13 protein-coding genes are annotated in these 19,493 nt (G+C 62.6%); 10 read left to right on the top strand and 3 right to left on the bottom strand.

What is annotated here, in order from left to right; all coding sequences use genetic code 11:
* Positions 1–10: 10 nt before the first annotated feature.
* Positions 11–1,252 (bottom strand): thiolase family protein, encoded by a 1,242-nt coding sequence (locus AC07R0_RS01485; RefSeq protein ID WP_495103678.1) that lies wholly within the window; start codon positions 1,250–1,252, stop codon positions 11–13.
* Between the two features lie 208 nt (positions 1,253–1,460).
* On the opposite strand from AC07R0_RS01485, the gene AC07R0_RS01480 reads away from it, so the two are divergent.
* The 10 genes from AC07R0_RS01480 (at position 1,461) to AC07R0_RS01435 (ending at position 16,841) form a co-directional block, all read left to right on the top strand.
* A complete protein-coding gene (locus AC07R0_RS01480; RefSeq protein ID WP_495103508.1) occupies positions 1,461–2,249 on the top strand; it encodes a crotonase/enoyl-CoA hydratase family protein in 789 nt (262 codons plus the stop codon).
* A 73-nt stretch (positions 2,250–2,322) separates the two neighbouring features.
* Entirely contained in the window at positions 2,323–4,194 is a 1,872-nt protein-coding gene (locus AC07R0_RS01475; protein WP_495103507.1) for a feruloyl-CoA synthase, read from the top strand.
* A gap of 1 nt (position 4,195) precedes the next feature.
* Entirely contained in the window at positions 4,196–5,773 is a 1,578-nt protein-coding gene (locus AC07R0_RS01470) for a methyl-accepting chemotaxis protein (protein WP_495103506.1), read from the top strand.
* A gap of 62 nt (positions 5,774–5,835) precedes the next feature.
* Positions 5,836–6,600, top strand: a complete 765-nt coding sequence (locus tag AC07R0_RS01465; protein WP_495076450.1) for an SDR family NAD(P)-dependent oxidoreductase — start codon at positions 5,836–5,838, stop codon at positions 6,598–6,600.
* A gap of 36 nt (positions 6,601–6,636) precedes the next feature.
* Positions 6,637–7,872, top strand: coding sequence for a 3-(3-hydroxy-phenyl)propionate transporter MhpT (gene mhpT, locus AC07R0_RS01460; protein ID WP_495103505.1), 1,236 nt, complete (start codon positions 6,637–6,639; stop codon positions 7,870–7,872).
* Between the two features lie 72 nt (positions 7,873–7,944).
* Positions 7,945–9,603: an acyl-CoA dehydrogenase family protein gene (locus AC07R0_RS01455; protein ID WP_495103504.1), complete on the top strand. Its 1,659-nt coding sequence runs from the start codon at positions 7,945–7,947 to the stop codon at positions 9,601–9,603.
* A gap of 101 nt (positions 9,604–9,704) precedes the next feature.
* Positions 9,705–10,004 carry a flagellar basal body protein gene (locus AC07R0_RS01450; protein WP_495103503.1) on the top strand — a complete coding sequence of 100 codons (300 nt, stop codon included), beginning with the start codon at positions 9,705–9,707 and terminating at the stop codon, positions 10,002–10,004.
* Positions 10,005–10,304: 300 nt separating this feature from the next.
* On the top strand, positions 10,305–14,135 hold the full coding sequence (locus AC07R0_RS01445; protein WP_495103502.1) for an EAL domain-containing protein: 3,831 nt from the start codon (positions 10,305–10,307) through the stop codon (positions 14,133–14,135).
* Positions 14,136–14,291: 156 nt separating this feature from the next.
* Positions 14,292–16,004: a tetratricopeptide repeat protein gene (locus AC07R0_RS01440; protein WP_495103501.1), complete on the top strand. Its 1,713-nt coding sequence runs from the start codon at positions 14,292–14,294 to the stop codon at positions 16,002–16,004.
* 6 nt (positions 16,005–16,010) lie between these two features.
* The gene (locus AC07R0_RS01435; protein ID WP_495103500.1) at positions 16,011–16,841 is read left to right on the top strand and encodes an urease accessory protein UreD; all 831 of its coding nucleotides are present in this window, start codon (positions 16,011–16,013) and stop codon (positions 16,839–16,841) included.
* 223 nt (positions 16,842–17,064) lie between these two features.
* Here AC07R0_RS01435 and AC07R0_RS01430 read toward each other — a convergent pair whose 3' ends face one another.
* Both AC07R0_RS01430 and alaC read right to left on the bottom strand, forming a co-directional pair.
* Positions 17,065–18,147, bottom strand: a complete 1,083-nt coding sequence (locus AC07R0_RS01430; RefSeq protein WP_495076443.1) for an adenylate/guanylate cyclase domain-containing protein — start codon at positions 18,145–18,147, stop codon at positions 17,065–17,067.
* Between the two features lie 102 nt (positions 18,148–18,249).
* Complete coding sequence (gene alaC / locus AC07R0_RS01425) at positions 18,250–19,461, bottom strand: alanine transaminase (protein ID WP_495103499.1); 1,212 nt, start codon at positions 19,459–19,461, stop codon at positions 18,250–18,252.
* Positions 19,462–19,493 lie beyond the last annotated feature (32 nt).

The raw sequence follows: 19,493 nt of genomic DNA, 5'->3' as shown, positions 1-19,493 counted from the left end.
CAACCAGCATTTAAGCCTCAGGATTTTCGATCAGCAGCGCCATGCCCTGACCGCCGCCCACGCAGGCGCTGGAGATACCGAAGCGTTTGCCGCGCTGGCGTAATGCGCGGGCCAGAGTCACCGTCAGGCGCACGCCAGTGGCGGCCAACGGGTGGCCCAGCGCGATGGCGCCGCCGTGCACATTCAGCTTGTCCAGGTCGAGGCCCAGCTCGCGACCCACGGCCAAGGTTTGTGCGCCCTGGGCCTCGTTGATTTCAAAGAGGTCGATGTCGGCCAGCGTCAGGCCGCAGCGCTCCAGCAGCGCACGGATGGCGGGGGCCGGGCCTATGCCCATGTACTCGGGTGCCACGCCCACTGCCGCAGCACCGCGCAGGCGGGCCAGGGGCTGCACGCCGCTCTTGCGTACATAGGCGTCGCTGGCCACCAGCGCGCTGGCGGCGCCATCCACCAAGGCCGAACTGTTGCCCGCAGTCTGCACGCCACCGGGGTAGACCGTGCGCAAGGCAGCCAGGGCGTCCACCGGCGATGGCCGGGGGTGGGTGTCGTGGGCTATCTGGGTCACTTTGCGCGGCAGCTGGATGCCACGGTTGGCATAGCCTTCCAGTGCAAACACCTCGTTGGCCACGGGCACGATTTCGCCGGCATGAAAGTCCTTGGCGCGCAGCGCGCGGTCGAACGACTGGGCCGCGAATGCATCCACGTCAGCCCGGCTGATGCCGTATTGCACAGCCAGGTTTTCAGCGGTCTGGATCATGCTGACCGGGCCTGCTGTATCGACCAACGCCTCCACCAAAAAGTCCTTGAACTCCACCGGCGCACCCAGCTTGAAGCCGCTGCGGTGGGTGTACGCAGCAATCGGGTTGCGCGTCATGGACTCGGTGCCGACCACCAGCGCCAGGTCGGCATAGCCCAGGGCGATCTGGTCGGCCGCCTGGCGGAACAATTCAAAACCGGTGCCGCAGATGCGCTGCACCAGGATGGAAGGCACGGCCAGCGGCACGCCGGCGTACAGGCCCACATGGCGTGGCAGCACATAGGCATCGAAGTCGGCCTGGGCCATGGAGCCCACCACCACCGACTCCACATCGCCCGCCGGCAACCCGCTGCGCTCCAGCACGGCGCGCGCCACCTTGATGCCCATGTCGGTAGGCGACAGCGCGCCAAAAGCGCCGCAATAGTCCACCAGCGGCGTGCGCACGCCGTCGACAAGCCAGGCATTGTGGAAAGAAGAAGAAAAGTGTTTCATAGAAATCCGTGGATAGTTGAGGCAGGCTGCGGCAACTGTCAGCCGCCGCAAAAACATACGCCGCAGTAGGTGGTGCAAGGTCTATTTTGATTATTAAATATAACTTTATATGCGCCCACCAAAGCTAGGGAAAGCACCTAGGATTCAAGCCTCTTTCAATCTTGTTTTAGTTATTTTTAATAACTATAGTTTGGCAAACTAAACCTGTATTCCCATGCGCACACCACATACCGACATCTCTCTGGAAATCCGCGGCGACAGCGAAGAAATCGCCATCATCCGCCTGACCCGCCCCGCTAAGCGCAATGCGCTGAACGACGGCCTGATCCTGGCGCTGCGCGACATCATGGACGGCCTGCCCGCCAGCGTGCGAGCCGCCGTGATCAGCGGCGAAGGCGAACACTTCTGCGCCGGCCTGGACCTGAGCGAACTCAAGGAACGCGACGCCGGCCAGGGCTTGCACCATTCCCGCATGTGGCATGCCGCGCTGGAGCGCGTGCAGTTCGGCCCGGTGCCGGTGGTTGCAGCACTGCACGGCGCTGTGGTCGGTGGTGGCCTGGAGCTGGCCAGCGCCTGCCATATCCGCGTGGCTGATGAATCCACTTTCTACGCCCTGCCTGAAGGCTCGCGCGGCATCTTCGTGGGCGGCGGCGGCGCGGTGCGCATCCCCCGCCTGATCGGCACCGCCCGCATGATGGACATGATGATGACCGGCCGCGTCTATAACGCCGCAGATGGCGAGCGCGCGGGCTTCGCCCAGTACCTGGTGCCCGCCGGCACGGCGTTCGACAAAGCGGTGGAGCTGGCCGGCCGCATCGCCCAAAACGCCCCGCTGACCAACTACGGCCTGATGCACGCCCTGCCGCGCATCGCCGAGCAACCCAGCGACCAAGGCCTGCTGACCGAATCCATGATGGCCGCGATTGCCCAGAGCGCGCCCGAGGCCAAGGAACGCGTGCGCGCCTTCCTGGACGGCCGCGCCGCCAAGGTGAAAAAAGACTGAGCCCACGCGCCCCCACCTAACCGTACGCGCCAGCCACACGACCAAGTTGCCCGCAGAGCACCGGAACCCAGACATGTCCGCCATCACTACCCCACCCCGCTTCCGCCCCTTGCAGTTTGGCGTCACCGAAGTCCGCACCCGCCAGGGCGAGCAGGGCTGCGTCTATGTGCAAGCCGCCCAAGAGCTGCAGCCCTACCCCACCCGGCTGACCGACCGGCTGGCCCACTGGGCCCAGACCCGGCCCGACCAGACCTGGATGGCCCAGCGCCAAAAGAATGCCGATGGCAGCCTGGGCGACTGGCAGCACATCAGCTACGCGCAAGCCTGGCAGTCGGCGCGCAACATCGCCCAGGCCCTGCTGGGCATGGAGCTGGGACCAGAGCGGCCGGTGGTCATCCTCAGCGAGAACGACCTGGACCACGCCCTGCTATCGCTGGGCTGCCTGGTGGCCGGCATACCGCAGTGCACCGTGTCAGCCGCCTACTCCACCATCAGCCAGGACTTCGACAAGCTGCGCCATGTGCTGAGCACCCTGACGCCTGGCCTGGTTTTCGCCAGCGTGGGCAGCCGCTTTGCCCGCGCCATCCAGACCACGGTGGCCAATGACGTACGAGTAGTGCTGGGTGCCGGCAGCATTGAAGGCCGCGACACCATTCCGTTCAGCCAATTGCTGCACACACCCGCCACCCCAGCGGTGGATGCCGCGCACGCTGCCATTACCGCGGACAGCATCGCCAAGTTCATGTTCACCTCGGGCTCCACCAAGCTGCCCAAGGCGGTGATCATCACCTACCGCATGTGGAGTGCCAATCTGCAGCAGATGAACCAGGCCATGCCCGTGCTGGCTGAGACGCCGCTGGTGCTGGTCGATTGGCTGCCCTGGAACCACACCTTTGGCGGCAACCACAACTTTGGCATCGTGCTCTACAACGGCGGCACGCTGTACCTGGACGAAGGCAAGCCCACGCCCAAGGGCATGGGCGAAACCATCCGCAATCTGCGCGAAATTGCACCCACCGTGTACTTCAATGTGCCCACCGGCTTCGAGGTGATCGCCAACCTCATGAAGACCGACGACCAGCTGCGCAAGAACCTGCTGAGCCGGGTGAAGATGTTCTTCTTCGCCGCAGCAGCACTGTCGCAGCCGATATGGGACTCGCTATTTGAAAGCGCCGAGCGCGAAGTCGGCGAACGCATCGTGATGGGTACTGGCCTGGGCATGACCGAATGCACGCCCTACTCCCTGGGCGTGAACAGCCCCCACGTGCAAGCCGGCCACATCGGCGTGCCCGCCCCCGGCCTGGAGCTGAAGCTGGCCCCCGTGGACGGCAAGATAGAGGTGCGCTACCGCGGCCCCAACGTCACCCCGGGCTACTGGCGCAACCCCGAGGCCACCCGCGAGAGCTTTGATTCCGAGGGCTTCTTCTGCTCCGGCGACGCGGTGCAGTGGATCGATGAAAACGATTTACACAAGGGCCTGCGGTTCGACGGCCGCATTGCCGAGGACTTCAAGCTCAGCACCGGCACCTTTGTCAGCGTGGGTCCGATGCGCGCCAAGATCATCGCCGCCGGCGCACCCTATGTGCAAGACGTGGTGCTGACTGGCATCAACCTGAAAGAAGTGGGCGCCCTCATCATCCCCACCAACGCCTGCCGCAGCCTCAGCGGCCTGCCGGACGACGCCAGCATGCAAGCAGTGTTGGAGAGCGCACCCGTGCAGGCCCGCTTTCAACAGCTGATGGACCAGCTGGCCGCCAGCGCCACAGGCAGCGCCAGCCGCGTTGCCCGCGCTTACCTGCTGGCCGAGCCACCCTCGCTGGACAAGGGCGAGATTACCGATAAGGGCTCCATCAACCAGCGCGCCGTACTCAAACACCGCGCCGCCCTGGTGGAGGCCATGCACGCAGACCAGTTGCACCCCACTCTCAAGCCCACAGAAAAATAACATGGCAACGGCTCCATGGATCCTCCTGCCCGGCGTGCGGGTGATGGCACGCCTGAACGTGGGAGGCAAACTCGCCTTCGCGTTTGCCCTGCTGGCAGCCGCGCTCGCACCCGCACTCTGGGCCGCATTCGGCGCCAGCGCAGACGGCATAAATGGCGTATCGCGCCAGTTGCTGCTGTGCTGGACGGCGGTGGCAGTGGGCGCACTGGTCTACTTTGGCGCATGCATCCAAGCGAACTTGTCGACGGGTTTGCAGGAGCTGGCCCAGCTGGTGGAAGCCGTGTTGGCTGGCAACCTGCGGCACAGCACGTCCATCACCGGAACAGACGAGTTGGCCCAGATCACGCGGCGTATGGAATCCATGAGCCGCAACCTGTCTGCCATCGTGGCCGCGATCCGCAGCGAGGCCGAGCTGGTGAGCATGGCCGGCGACCAGCTGTCCAGCGGCACCTACAGCCTGTCTGAACGCACCGAGCAGCAAGCGGCCAGCCTGGAGCAGACCACGGCCAGCGTGTCCGAGCTGGCCTCCACCGTGCAGCGCAGCGCGGAAGACGCGCTGGAAGTGCACCGCCATACCGAGCGCGTGCAGCTCACGGCCGACAACGGCGGCGCCATCGTGCAATCTGCCGTGGGCGCCATGGAAAGCATTGCCAAACGCTCCAAGCAGATGACCGAAATCATCAGCGTGATTGACGGCATTGCATTCCAGACCAACATCCTCTCGCTGAATGCCGCCGTGGAAGCCGCGCGGGCCGGCGAAGCGGGGCGCGGCTTTGCCGTGGTGGCGTCCGAGGTGCGCACCTTGTCGCAACGCAGTACCAAGGCGGCCGGCGAAATCAAGAAGTTGATCGAGGGCTCGATCGACGAAGTCGCCAGTGGCGTGGTGCACATCCACAAGACCAGCCGCCTGCTGCAGGACATTGTGAGCGGCATCCACGAAGTGACCGTCAGGGTGGGCCATATCTCCGCCTCCAACACCGAGCAAAGCACCAGCATCCATGAAATAGCCCAAGCCGTGCGCAGCCTGGACGACATCACCCAGCGCAATGCGCAGCTGGTCGAAGTCTCCGCCCGCTCGGCCGACAAGCTGCGCTCGCAGGCCAGCAATCTGTCGTCCAGCGTCATCTCCATGCGGCTGCGCCAGGGCTGCGCCGATGAAGCCCGCGTACTGGTAGAAAAGGCCTGCGCACTCATTGCGGCTGAAGGGCTGGAGTCCGCCGTGCGCCGCATCCATGACCGGCAAGGCGGCTTCATGGAACGGGATCTGTTCATCATCATTCTGGACCGCCGGGGCTACTTCCGCGCCTTCGGCATGGACCCGAGCAAGGCCAACAAACCGGCCGTGGCCGCACCGGGCGTGAATCTGGAAGAGTTGAACCGCAAGACCATCGCGATCGCCGACGAGGGCGGTGGCTGGATCGAGTTCAAGGGCATACACCCCATCACCAAGCTGCCCGCAGACAAGATGGCCTATGTGCTGCCCGCTGCGAGCCATGACTGCATGGTCATGTGCAGCATCAACAAAAACGATGGCAGCCAGGCCGCTGCACGCCTGCAGCTTGTGACACCAGCCGTTTAAGCCCGCAGCGCAGACAAATACTACGACAACCGCTACACATTCAATAGCATAGAGAGCATCACATGAACATTCAAGGACACGCAGCACTGGTCACCGGCGGTGGCTCCGGGCTGGGCGAAGCCACCGCCCGCGAACTGGCCCGCCTGGGCGCCAAGGTCGCCATACTGGACGTCAACCTGGCGGGCGCTGAAAGGGTCGCCGCCGACATCAACGGCATCGCCTGCCAGTGCGACATCACCAGCCCCGACAGCGTCACCGCCGCTATCGAAAAGGCCGCCGCCGCCCACGGCCCGGCCCGCATTCTGATGAACGTGGCCGGCATCGGCGGCGCCAAGCGCGTGGTGCAAAAGGACGGCAGCGCCGCCCCGCTGGACGCCTTCAGCAAGGTCATCACCGTGAACCTGATCGGCAGCTACAACATGACACGCTTGTTCGCCGCCGCCTGCGCCAAGCTGGAACCGCTGGAAGACGGCGCGCGCGGCGTGATCATGTTCACCGCCTCGGTCGCCGCCTTTGACGGCCAGGTAGGCCAGCAGGCCTATAGCGCCTCCAAGGGTGGCCTGGTCGGCATGACGCTGCCCATGGCGCGCGACCTGGCGCAGCATGGCATCCGCGTGTGCACCGTGGCGCCCGGCCTGTTCGCCACGCCGCTGATGCAGGAGCTGCCCGAGGCGGTGCAGGCCTCGCTGGCCGCCAGCATCCCCTTCCCGTCCCGTCTGGGCAAGCCTTCCGAATTCGCCGAGCTAGCCGCGCACATCGTGACCAATGGGCACCTGAACGGTGAAGTCATCCGGCTCGACGGCGCACTGCGCATGGCACCGCGCTAAGCGCTGCAGCAACCGACAAGACCAAGGAGACAAGACATGCCCACACCCCAAGCCCCCACCGGCGCGGCAGGCAGTACCAAGGTGCTGACCCTGTTCCTCTGCTTCATCGTGGCCCTGCTCGAAGGCCTGGACCTGCAGTCCGCCGGCCTTGCCGCCTCGGGCATCGGTGCCGAGTTCAAACTGCTGCCGCCGCAAATGGGGGGCATGTTCAGCGCCGGTCTGGTCGGTCTGCTGCCTAGCGCCTTGTTCGGCGGTTGGCTGGCGGACCGCATTGGCCGCAAGAAGGTGCTGGTCGGCTCGGTGCTGCTGTTTGGCCTGTTCTCGCTGGCGACAGCCCATGTGTGGGACTACCAGAGCCTGCTGGCCGCACGCTTTATGACCGGGCTGGGCCTGGGCGCGGCGCTGCCCATCCTGATCGCCCTGTCGTCTGAGGCCGCCGACGAGCGCAACCGCAGCGTGGCCGTGAGCGTGACCTATGCCGGCATCCCGCTGGGCGGCGCACTGGCCTCGGTGTTGGGCATGCTGAACGTGGGCGGCGGCTGGCGCGGCCTGTTCTATGTGGGTGGCGTGGTGCCGCTGCTGATTGCTTTTCTGCTGATCCTGCTGCTGCCCGAATCCCGCGCTTACCTGAGCCGCCAACAGGCTGCTGCCGCCACGGCGCGCCCCGTCTCCAGCGAGGGCCTGGCCGGACTGTTCAAAGGCAGCATGTGGAAGTCCACCCTGCTGCTGTGGCTGGCCAGCTTCTTTGTGTTGACCGTGCTCTACATGCTGCTGAACTGGCTGCCGTCATTGCTGCAGGGCAAGGGCATTAGCCGGGCCGATGCGGGCATGGTGCAGCTGCTATTCAACTTCGGCGGTGCTGCAGGCTCGCTGATGGTGGGCCGGCTGATGGATTCCAAGGGCCGCATGTTCACTGCCGTGTGCATCTACGTGGGCATGTTGCTGTCGCTGGCCGGGTTGGGCATGTCGGACAGCTTCAGCATGATGCTGCTGGCCGGGCTGGGTGCAGGCTTCTGCGCACTGGGCGGGCAGCTGGTGCTGTATGCGATGGCACCGGCGCTGTACCCCACCTCCATCCGTGGCACGGGAGTCGGTGCCTCCATCACCGTAGGCCGGCTGGGTGCGATTGGCGGCCCGATGATCGCCGGGCAAATCCTCGCAGCCGGCATGGGCGTGGGCGGCGTGATGGCCGCGTCATCACCCGGCATCGTGGTCGCCGCCGTGGCCGCCATGGCGCTGATGCGCGCCCAACAGGCGCTGCGCAGCCACTAAGAATTTATATATAAAAAAGACCTGTAGCGCAGGTAATACCTGCTCCAGCAGCTATCAAAAAAAGAGCAACCCATGGCCGCACTGAGCAACATCGCCTTCCTGCTATCCGAGGTGCTGCAGGCACCGCAGCAATGGCAGGTCTTACCGGCATTTGCCGATACCGATGCGGACCTGGCGCTACAGGTGCTGGAGGAGGCCGACAAGTTCGTCAGCCAACAAGTTGCACCGTTGCAGCGCGTGGGCGACGAGGTGGGCTGCCGCTTCCACGCCGGCCAGGTCAGCACGCCGCCCGGCTTCAAAGAGGCCTACCAGGCCTTCTGGCAAGCCGGCTGGCCGTCGCTGTCCTGCGCCCCCGAAGACGGCGGCCAGGGCCTACCAGCGGTGCTGGAATGCGTGCTGTTTGAGCTGCTGGCCGGTGCCAACCACGGCTGGACCATGGCGCCCGGCCTACTGCACGGCGCCTATGAATGCCTGAAACACCACGGTAGCGACAGCCTGAAAGCGCAGTACCTGGAAAAGATCGCCAGCGGCGAATGGCTGGCCACCATGTGCCTCACCGAAGCCCACGCCGGCAGCGACCTGGGCCTGGTGCGCAGCAAAGGCGTACCCAATGCCAATGCCACCGACGGCAGCGTACGCGTGAACGGCAGCAAGATCTTCATCTCCGGCGGCGAGCACGACCTGAGCGACAACATCATCCACCTGGTGCTGGCCCGCCTGCCCGATGCGCCGGCCGGGCCCAAGGGCTTGTCGCTGTTCCTGGTGCCCAAAATACTGCCGGGCGGCGAGCGCAACCCCGTGGTCTGCGAGCGCATCGAGGAAAAAATGGGCCTGCACGGCAGCCCCACCTGCGTGATGCGCTTTGACGACGCTACCGGCTGGCTGGTGGGTGAACCGCACAAGGGCTTGAACGCGATGTTCGTGATGATGAACGCCGCCCGCCTACACGTGGGCCTGCAAGGCCTGGGCCTGCTGGAGGCCGCCTGGCAAAAAGCCCACGCCTATGCGCTAGAGCGCCGGCAGATGCGTGCCCCAATGGCCGCACAAGGCCCCAGCACGATCGCCGAGCACCCCGCCATCCGCCGTATTCTGGACACTCAACGCGCCTGGATAGACGGCGGCCGGGTGGTGGCCTACCACACGGCCTTGCAGCTGGATGTGGCCAAGCACAGCCCGGACGCAGCCCAGCGCACCGGCGCCCAGCGCTGGTGTGCCCTGGTCACGCCAGTGCTGAAGGCGGCTTTCAGCGACCAGGCCTTCCAGGGCGCCAGCGCCTGCCTGCAGGTGTTTGGCGGCCACGGCTACGTCAGCGAATGGGGGATTGAGCAGATCGTGCGCGACTCGCGCGTGGCCATGATCTACGAGGGCACCAACGAAATCCAGGCCATCGACCTGCTGGTACGCAAGGTGCTGGCCGATGGCGGCGCCGGCATCAGCGCCCTACTGGCCGAGTTGCCCGCCACCGCGCGACGCAACGCCCTGCTGCAAGCCACCGCAGACCTAGTCCAGGCCGCCAAGGCTACACCCGAGCTGCCCTACTGGGTGGCAGACGACTATCTGCGCGCCGTGGCCCTGGCGCTGCTGGACTGGGCCTGGGGCCGCATCCGCACGACTCCAGCCGCCAGCGGGCCGCGCTGGAGCGTACCGGCCCAGGCCTTCCAGACCTGGGTGCTGCCCGAATTCGATATGCGCCTGGCCATCATCCGCCAACGGTTGGACGCGCAGACATAGCGATTACTTCACACCGCGGCCCGATTTGCGCGGGCCGCGCTTGTCCGTGGGTGGCCCGGCTTTTAAAATGGAGCTTCCTTTGCCCGCCGGAGCCCTGCCGTATGAATGCCATCTCGTCCATTTCGCTGTCCGGCATGCAAGCTGCGCAAACCCGACTGGATGCGTCTGCCCACAACATCGCCAACCAGCAAACTGAAGGGTTCCAGCCCCTAGAGGTGCAGCAAAGCACCCAAGCAGACGGCGGCGTCAGCAGCCAGGTGGAACGCAGCACCGGCGCCGGTCCCAGCCTGGAAGACGACGTGGTCGCCCAGCTGCAGGCCAAAAACAGCTTCCTCTCCAACCTCAACGTCTTCAAGACCAACGACAGCATGCTGGGGTCGCTACTGAATATTCGCGCCTGAGAAGCTGATGCCAACCAAGCCCTGAAGCGCGCTCGTTTGATCTTGAAGCAGTACCACGCGATGCTGCGACCGAATACCTGAAAAACGTGATGGGAAAAGTGGTGGCAGGCTGAGCGAGGTCGTCGTTGTCGACCCCGGTCTTTGGGGCCCGCCCTTGCAGGGGTGCGACGCAGCCAATCCTTGGAGCGCTCGGGCGGAGCATTACAATTTTCGGGAGCATGTTGAATTCGAACATCATGGTGGATTTTCAAAACACTGATCAAGACAGTCCGAAGACCCAGCAACCAATAGGATGAATGGATGATCAGCGCAAGCATGCAAGGTGACGTTAGGCGTCTGATCCTGACACGGCTGCGTATAGCTTACCAACGGGTCAGGCTTTCTACAGTTTCCAGCCTGCTGGTGTCATTACTGGTAGTGGTAGCCCTGTGGCCGGCCGTCGCCCGACCGGGGCTAATAGCTTGGCTTTTCGTGCTGTGGCCGATCTTGGCGATTCGCTACCTGTTCGCCCGCCGCTTTTTGAAGCTGGACCAAAGCGCCCGTGTCAAACCAAACAAGTGGATCACCGGCTATGTGATCGGTGCGGCAGCCACGGGGTTGTGCTGGGGGGTTACGGTTTTTTGCTTCCCGGAGTCGCCCCGGGATCAAACTGCCCTCCTGTTGGTCTTCGTGATCGCAGGGGTTAGCGCATTTGCCTGTGTGACCATGGCGTCGGTCCCGCTGGCATCCAACGCCTTCATGCTGTCCTCTTTGCTGCCGATGGCCCTGTGGCTGTTTTCATTTGACCAGTACGCCATGACTTTGATCACGCTGGTCTATCTGGGGCTGATGCTGCTGCTTTCGCGCCAAGTGCATGAAACCGTGCTCTCTTCTATGGTGTCGAACCAACAGAATAGGGAATTAACTTTGGCAGATCAGGAACGCGAAACGCGTTACCGCGCCCAAAACAAGCTACTGCATTCTGTGATGGAAGGCGCATCCGATGTAAGCATTTGGACAATCGACCGAGACTGCCATTACCTGATGTTCAATGCCCAGCATCGGGCAAGTTCAAAAAAGCTGAGGGGGGTAGACATTGCCATCGGAATGAGCGCCATCGACATGCTCAAACGCGAGGAATTCCGGGCGTTTCTCGATCGTGGATTCGGGCCTGCGTCAGCAGGTAATGGTTTCGCCGCCGAGACCAGGGAAGAAGTTGTGCAAGATGGCACCACAACCTACGAATACTTTGAGCACCACGGTTCGAGAATTTACGATGATGATGGTGAAGTCTTCGGGCTGACCATCTTTTCGCACAACATCACCGAGCGCAAGCGTATGGAACTCGAGCTGGAGGAGTCGCGCAACTTCCTCAGCAAGGTCATCAATTCCATTTCCGATCCGATTTCCGTCAAAGACAGTGAGCATCGGTGGATACTGCTCAACGACACCTGTTGCGCCATGATCGGCCACCCCCGTGAGGTACTGCTTGGCAAATCTGACTATGAGTTTTTTCCCAAAGAACAAGCCGATGTGTTCTGGGAAAAAGACGATCTGGTGTACAAGTCCGGCCAAATCAACGTCAACGAGGAGACCCTCACGGATGCGAATGGCAACACACGCTATCTGCTAACCCAGAAATCTCCTTTCACGTTCCGTGATGGGCAGCGCTACATTGTGGGCATCAGTCGCGACATCACCGAGCGCAAAGCTATTGAAAAAGCTTATCGCGACAGCGAGCATATGCTCCGGGAAGCCCAGCGCATCGCCCATGTCGGCAGTTGGGACGTCGATATGGTGAACGACAAGCTCACCTGGTCAGACGAAATTTTCCGCATCTGGGAAATTGACAAAACAAAATTCAAAGCGGACTTCGTGGCGTTCCTCGAAACGGTACACCCGCAGGACAGGGAGCGTGTATTGCAGGCTTACAACGAAGCCGTTGTCAACCATTCGCTCTATGCAGTCGAGCACCGCCTGCTATTCCCGGATGGGCGGGTCAAACACATCTTGGAGCAGGGCGAGCCACAATACGATGGGCAAGGCAAGCCGGTACGTTTCATCGGCACATCGCTGGACATTACCGAACGAAAACGTCTGCAAAATGAGTTGGCCGAGCGCGAACGCGAGTTTCGTTCGCTGGCGGAAAACCTGCCGGACAATATTGCGCGCTGGGATGTGAACGGGCGCTATCTGTATGTGAATCCCGCCCATGAACGAACGCTGGGCATTGCGGCAAGCGATCTGATCGGGCAGCCGCTCCCCGATACGCACGCGCACGTCAGGGCGGCCATCGCACAGGTTGTTGCCACCGGGCAGATGGTTGAACTGGTGCGTCAATCTGTGCCGGTTGGTGACGAGATTCAAATCCACGAAGTCAGCCTGGTACCAGAGTTCGATGCCGAAGGCCGTCTCGTCAGCGTGCTGGGGTTGGGTCGCAACATGACGGAGTTTTACCGCATGCAGCAGGCTGTCGTTGAACGCGAGCATGAGTCGCGCACCCTTATCGACAACACACCAGACACCATCGCCCGTTACGACCGCGATGGCATCCGCATCTTTGCCAACCAGGCCTTGGCCAACGGCATAGAAGGCGGCTTGGATGCTGCACTTGGCAAGACCCCCACCGAAGTTCCTGGCGGAGAACAATCTAAAACCTACGAGGCCAAACTGCGCGAGGTCTTGGCAACCGGTGTCAACACCGAATTTGAACTGGTCTGGCCGGGCAAAAATGGGCAGGCGCTTTGCAGCCACATCCGGCTCACGGCGGAGTTTGATGCCAGTGGCACCGTAGTCACGGTGCTGGCGGTGGGGCGCGACATCACCGATCTGTACAACTTCCGCCAGAAGATTCACCAGATGGCGTTCTATGACAACCTGACCTCGTTGCCTAACCGCGCCCTATTCAACGACCGCCTGCATCAGGTGCTTCACGATGCTGAATGGCACGGCCAACTTGCTGGAGTGATGTTGCTGGATCTGGACCGTTTCAAGGCCATTAACGATTCGTTGGGCCACCCCGCTGGAGATACCCTGTTGCGCGAAGCAGCGCTGCGACTCACCTTTTGTGTGCGTACCTACGACACCGTGGCGCGTCTCGGTGGGGACGAGTTCGCCATTTTGTTGCCCGATATCCGCAGTGGCGCTGACCTCGGGCGAGTGGCCAGCAAAATTCTCACAGCGTTCAATGAACCGTTTTTGCTGGAGGGCAACGAAGTGTTCGTGTCCACCAGCATCGGTATTGCGGTGTACCCCAATGACGACACCGATCCCCACGGGCTGATCAAGCAGGCCGATTCGGCCATGTATTTCGCCAAGCGCTCCGGTCGCAACAATTTCCGTTTCTATTCCAAAGACCTCACGGCCAGCGCGACTGAGAAGCTGTCACTGGAGTCAGAGTTGCGCAGGGCGCTTGAACGCAACGAGCTGGAACTGTATTACCAACCGAAAATCCGCTTGGACGACAACATGCTGGTTGGCTCAGAGGCCTTGTTGCGCTGGAACAATCCGCAGCGCGGCATCGTGCCGCCGAATGAGTTCATCGCGATTGCAGAAGACAGTGGGCTGATCATCGACATCGGCCATTGGGTACTGCGTGACGCATGCCGCACCGCCTGCGATTGGAATGGCGCGGAGAAGCCTTTGCACAAGGTGGCCATCAATCTGTCAGCACGCCAGTTCCAGTCCAACGATCTGGTCAGTGTGGTGTGCAATATTCTCGAAGAAACCGGCTGCCATCCGCAATGGATCGAGCTGGAGATCACCGAAAGTCTGTTGCTTGACGAGCAGGGTCAGGTGCTGGAGATGCTGAAAAGCTTCAGTGACATGGGCGTCACCATTGCCATTGACGATTTTGGCACCGGCTATTCGTCACTAAGCTACCTAGCACGCTTCCCAATCAACACCCTGAAAATTGACCGCTCTTTCATAGGCACCATCACTACCGAACATTTCCGCGGAGAGCTGGTGAAGGCTATTCTTTCCATTGCACGCTGTCTGGGGCAGGAAGTGGTGGCCGAAGGGGTCGAGACGCTTGAGCAAGCAACCTTCCTGCAGGCCCATGGTTGCCAGATTGCGCAGGGTTACCTCTACGGCAAGCCTGTGCCCAAGGTGGCGTTTGAAGCCATTAAATTCGCCAAGCACGGTGGGTAACGGTTTACTATTCCAATAAGCACAAAAATGCCCGTATCCGGGAAGTTTCTGATGGTCCTCGGGGCAGCTACGCTATACATTTAGATACATTTGCTGTCAAACAGCACAGTAGCCCCATTCCCTAGTCCGCCTGCGAGGCAGACGCCAAGGAGCCTTGTGAACCAACGTGCGGACGACCTCTCTACCAGCCAGGCCATGGTGATAGATAGTCACGCCACTTCGCGCTCCATCCTGGTGGCCCAGCTACGCGACTTTGGCGTGGGAAAGATAGTGCAATGCATGTCCACCGCCCACGCGCGCCGCCTGTTGGAGCACGAGCAGTTTGACGTTGTGCTGTGCGAACACCAGTTTGCCGGCAGCTCATCCTCTGGCCAGGATTTGATCGACGATCTGCGTCGCAACCAGTGGCTCCCCTTCTCCACCGTATTCATCATGGTGACCGCCGAAGCCACCTACACCAAGGTGGCCGAAGCGGCCGAGTCCGCGCTGGACGGCTACCTGCTGAAGCCGCACAGCGCCAACAGCCTGGGTGAGCGCTTGCTGCAGGCGCGCGTGCGCAAGATTTCGCTCAAGGACATCTTTGAAGCCATCGACGCGGGCGACTTTGAAAAGGCCGCGCAACTTTGCGTCAACCGGTTCAACGCCAAAGGGCCGTTCTGGCTGTACGCCGCCCGCGTGGGTGCCGAGCTGCTGCTGCGCACCAACCAGTATGACCAGGCACAGACCCTGTACGAGGCCGTGATTGCCGCCAAGACCCTGCCCTGGGCCAAGCTGGGAGTGGCGCGTTCGCTGCTGGATTCCGGCCAGACCGCCAAGGCCACCAGCGCCATCGAAAGCCTGATCGGCGAGAACCCGCAGTACGCCGATGCCTACGACATCCTCGGCCGCGCCCAGTTCGAGCAAGGCAAGTACGAGCAGGCCATGGCCTCCTACCAGATGGCGGTGGACATGGCGCCCGACTCCATCAGCCGCGCGCAAAACCTGGGCCTGATGATGTACTACGTGGGTGACCGCAAGCAGGCCGAGAAAATGCTGGACCGCACGGTGCGCCTGGGGTTGGACTCCAAAATGCTGGACTGCCAGACCGTTGTGCTGCTGGCGTTCATGCGCCTGGAAGCCAAAGACCGCAAAGGCCTGCAGCGCTGCTTCGACGACTTCAAGCGCGTCATGGAGCGCAGCACTGACACTGCACGCAATGAGCGCCTGCTCGGCATCATGCAAACCCTGCTGTACATCCACGACCAGTTGGTGGGCCAGGCCGTGCAGTCGGTGCGCGAGCTCACCCGCAGTGTCAACCAACAAGCTTTTGACTTCGAGTCCGCATGTAATCTGCTGGCCCTGCTGAGCGTGCTGGCGCAGCGCAGCATCCAATTGGACGAGATCCAGACCGTCATCGACGCGCTCGGCAAGCGCTTTTCCACCACCCGCCCCTTGAGCGAATTGCTGGCAGCCTCTTGCGCCGCACATGAACCCTATGCAGAGCGCATCCGGGAATGTCAGCCGCAAATCGCCAAAATCACAGAAAGCGCCATGGCCCTCAGCCTGCGCGGGGACCCCAAAGCTGCCGTGGAAAATCTGATCCTGCATGGAACCAACACGCAGAATGCCAAACTGATCGAAACCGCCTTCCTGGTCCTGCAGCGCTACGAAGCCAAGATCGACGACCACGCCAAGCTGCTGGCCACGGTGCAGGATTTGCGTGCGCGCTTCGCTCCAGCCAACTCTCGTTCGGTCCTGGGTGAACCCAAGCGGCAGGCGGGCCAACTAAGCCTGCGCACGGGTGGTGCGGCAGCACGTACATTACCGGGTTTGGCTCCTGCCGAACCCGCGCCCCAACGCCACGCCTTTTTGCCCCCTGGCTCCACCTGAATACCCATGTCCTGGCACGCCCAACTCGACCTGCATTACCAACAAGAAGCCGCCCGCAGCATTGCCCGCCACCTGCACAAGGGCCCGCTGCGCATTCTGCAAAGCCTGTACCCGGAGGGTGATGCCATTTGTCATAACGTGCTGGTCCACCCGCCCGGCGGCCTGGTCGGTGGCGACACACTGGACATCACGGTGCAAGTAGACAGCGGCGCCCACGGCCTCATCACCACGCCCGGTGCAACCCGCTTCTACAGATCCGCCGGCCAACCCGCGCTGCAAAACACCCAGATCACGCTGGCGCCCGCGGCCCGGATGGAATGGCTGCCAAGCGAGGCGATTTGCTACAACCAGTGCCTGGCCGAAAACCGCCTGCGCTTCCAGCTGGAGCCCGGCGCCGAACTGCTGGGCTGGGACGTGACCGCATTTGGCCTGCCGCAGGCGCAGCAGCCGTTTGCGCAAGGCCGCTTTTGCCAGCACCTGGAGCTGCCCGGCGTGTGGCTGGAACGCGGCACCATAGACGCCAGCGACACCCGCCTGCTGGACAGCCCGCTGGGCCTGGCCGGCAACAAGTGCATGGCCTCGCTGTTCTTCCTGGCCGGCAGTCGCCTAGAGAATGCGCGCCGCGCCGCCGCGCTGGACGTGGCCCGCCAAGTCATCGACAGCCACCCGCTGCGCGACACGGCCGGCGCCACCAGCCCCGATGGCCAGGTCGTCATCGTCCGCGCCCTGGCCCCGCTGGTGGAGCCAGCCATGGATTTGATGAAACAAGTCTGGGCCGCCTGGCGAGCCCACTTCTGGCAGCTACCCGCCACCAAGCCACGCATCTGGGCGATGTAGAAGAAATAGGCCGCCAGCGCAGAGGATACCTGCGCAGACAGCTATCAAAAATGCAGCAGAAAACAGACAAAGCCTCAGCCTTCTAAGCTGAAGGTCACCGTAAAGACGAGACTGTCTGTTCCAGAAACACCGCAGAACCGGCTCCGCCGGGCTGCTGGTGTTGCCCCCTGCAAGGGGGTTGGAGTAGCGACACGCAGTGCGCGAAGCCTGGGGGTGAGCCCAGCTACCCCGCTCCGACCAGCATCTGCACAAACATCTGCAGCTTGGTATTGGTCTCGGCACTCAGGGCGGTGAACTCCAGCCCGGCCAGCAGCAGGCCTTCTTCGTGCTTGGTCTTCATCACGCGGGCATAGATGTCGGTGACCGGATATTCCACCAGGGTCATGTCGAAGTTCAGCTTCACGTCGAAGCCGACTTCCAGCGGCAGGTCCAGCTCCAGCAGCACACCGTGGTAGCCGATGTCCAGGATATGCGCGCGGATCGGGTGGGGCAGCACCGTGCTGCCTTCCAGCACCTGCAGATCGCAAGGAATGCGCACCTCGGCACGGTGGCTGCGACGAAACTCCTGGCGGGGCACTTTGAGGTGTAGCGCGGGTATGGCGATCAGCTCGCGCACCTTCACGGGCACCAGCTTGCCCGCCACGAACACGTCCACCGGGTCGGTCACCACCACCGAGCCATCGCAACGCTGGTAAGTGTTCTCGCTGATCAGCACCTGACCGCGCAGGCTGAAGGATTCGATGCGCGAAGCCAGGCTGACCTCGTTGCCAATCACCGTGTACTGCGAAAAGGCTTCGGAGCCAAAGCGCCCGGCCATCACCGTGCCGGTGTTCAGGCCTATGCCCATGTACAACTCAGGCATGCGGCCGCGCTGGTACTGGTCGTTCAGCAGGCGCATGGCGATCTGCATTTCCACCGCGCAAGACAGGGCGCGCATCACATCGTCCGGGCGCTCCACCGGCGCACCGAACAGCACCGTCATGGACTCGCCGGTGAACTTGTCAATGGTGCCCTGGTAGCGGTAGATCACCTCGCTCATGCGCTCCAGGCACAGGTTCAGCATGGTCACGATGGTGCCCGCAGGCTGGGTGGCGGTCAGCGCGATGAAGCCGCGCAAATCCGCTACCAGTATGGTCACCTCGCGCTTGACCACCGCCAGCTCGGGCCCTGAATCGGGGGTGCCCAGGGCGCCGTCCACGATGGCCGACAACTCTGCTTGCAGCGCGGGAGACACAGCTGTGCCGGTTTCGCGCGCCACCAGTGCTTGCAAGCGGCGTTGTGTCTCCGTCCGGGTATCAGTTTTCATGCGATTGGACATTCTGTAATGGTTGCGCGGTATGCGCTACCAACAGAATAGTGCCGCACCCGGTGGCGGTCAAGCTGCAAGACCCGCAGCCTGCGCACCACGTCAATGGCCCAGCAGCCCGTCTGCCTTGAACATGGCTTTGATACCGCGCACCGCTTGGCGGATACGTGCCTCGTTCTCGATCAACGCAAAGCGCACATGCTCGTCACCATGGTCGCCAAAGCCTATGCCGGGCGAGACCGAGACCTTGGCCTTGGCCAGCAGCTGCTTGGCAAACTCCAGCGAACCCAGCGTACGGTAGGGCTCGGGAATGCGTGCCCAGATGTACATGCTGGCCTTGGGGCAATCCACCTGCCAGCCCGCTTCGATCAGGCCTTTGTAGAGCACGTCGCGGCGGCTCTGGTAGGTGGCGGCAATCTCAGTCACGCAGCTCTGGTCGCCCTCCAGTGCGGCGATGGCTGCCACTTGCAGCGGGGTGAAAGTGCCGTAGTCGTGGTAGCTCTTGATGCGCGCCAGCGCCGCCACCAGGTCCGGGTTGCCGACCATGAAGCCGACACGCCAGCCAGCCATGTTGTAGCTCTTAGACAGCGTGAAGAACTCGACAGCGATGTCCTTGGCGCCCGGCACCTGCATGATGGACGGCGCCTTCCAGCCGTCGAACACGATGTCAGCATAGGCCAGGTCATGCACCACGAAGATGTCGTGTTTCTTGGCCAGCGCAATCACCTTCTCGAAGAACGGCAACTCCACGCACTGCGCCGTCGGGTTACTGGGGAAGCCCAGCACCATCATCTTCGGCTTGGGGTAGCTGCCGCGAATGGCCTTCTCCAGCTCGGCGAAGAAGTCCACGCCCTCGGTCAGCGGCACGCTGCGGATGTCAGCGCCCGCTATCACCGCGCCGTAGATGTGGATGGGGTAGCTGGGGTCCGGCACCAGCACGGTATCACCCCGGTCCAGCGTGGCCAGCATCAAATGCGCCAGGCCTTCTTTCGAGCCTATGGTGACGATGGCCTCGCTGTCCGGGTCGATATCGACCTGGTAGCGCGTCTTGTACCAATGCGAAATAGCCCGGCGCAGGCGGGGTATGCCCTTGCTGGCCGAATAGCCATGGGTATCGGGCCGCTGCGCAACCTCGGTGAGCTTGGCAACGATGTGTGCAGGCGTGGCCCCGTCGGGGTTACCCATGCTCATGTCGATGATGTCCTCGCCACGCCGGCGCGCCGCCAGCTTCAGTTCGGCCGTGATGTTGAAGACGTAAGGGGGCAGGCGGTCAATGCGCGCAAAGCGGCGCTTGCCTGCAGAAGATGCAGCCATGTTGATAAATCTCACGTAAGCGCCCGGAACCG

It is taken from the genome of Rhodoferax sp. GW821-FHT07F03 (assembly GCF_059418745.1).
The sequence above is the reverse complement of the archived record's forward strand: the minus strand, read 5'-3'. Positions and strand labels throughout refer to the sequence as shown.

What these genes read in the sequence shown, in the direction of transcription:
- AC07R0_RS01445 (WP_495103502.1), top strand. Translation starts at nt 10,305, where the DNA reads ATGATCAGCGCAAGCATGCAAGGTGACGTTAGGCGTCTGATCCTGACA.
- AC07R0_RS01430 (WP_495076443.1), bottom strand. Translation starts at nt 18,147, where the DNA reads ATGAAAACTGATACCCGGACGGAGACACAACGCCGCTTGCAAGCACTG.
- AC07R0_RS01455 (WP_495103504.1), top strand. Translation starts at nt 7,945, where the DNA reads ATGGCCGCACTGAGCAACATCGCCTTCCTGCTATCCGAGGTGCTGCAG.
- AC07R0_RS01470 (WP_495103506.1), top strand. Translation starts at nt 4,196, where the DNA reads ATGGCAACGGCTCCATGGATCCTCCTGCCCGGCGTGCGGGTGATGGCA.
- AC07R0_RS01475 (WP_495103507.1), top strand. Translation starts at nt 2,323, where the DNA reads ATGTCCGCCATCACTACCCCACCCCGCTTCCGCCCCTTGCAGTTTGGC.
- alaC (WP_495103499.1), bottom strand. Translation starts at nt 19,461, where the DNA reads ATGGCTGCATCTTCTGCAGGCAAGCGCCGCTTTGCGCGCATTGACCGC.
- AC07R0_RS01465 (WP_495076450.1), top strand. Translation starts at nt 5,836, where the DNA reads ATGAACATTCAAGGACACGCAGCACTGGTCACCGGCGGTGGCTCCGGG.
- AC07R0_RS01450 (WP_495103503.1), top strand. Translation starts at nt 9,705, where the DNA reads ATGAATGCCATCTCGTCCATTTCGCTGTCCGGCATGCAAGCTGCGCAA.
- AC07R0_RS01435 (WP_495103500.1), top strand. Translation starts at nt 16,011, where the DNA reads ATGTCCTGGCACGCCCAACTCGACCTGCATTACCAACAAGAAGCCGCC.
- mhpT (WP_495103505.1), top strand. Translation starts at nt 6,637, where the DNA reads ATGCCCACACCCCAAGCCCCCACCGGCGCGGCAGGCAGTACCAAGGTG.
- AC07R0_RS01480 (WP_495103508.1), top strand. Translation starts at nt 1,461, where the DNA reads ATGCGCACACCACATACCGACATCTCTCTGGAAATCCGCGGCGACAGC.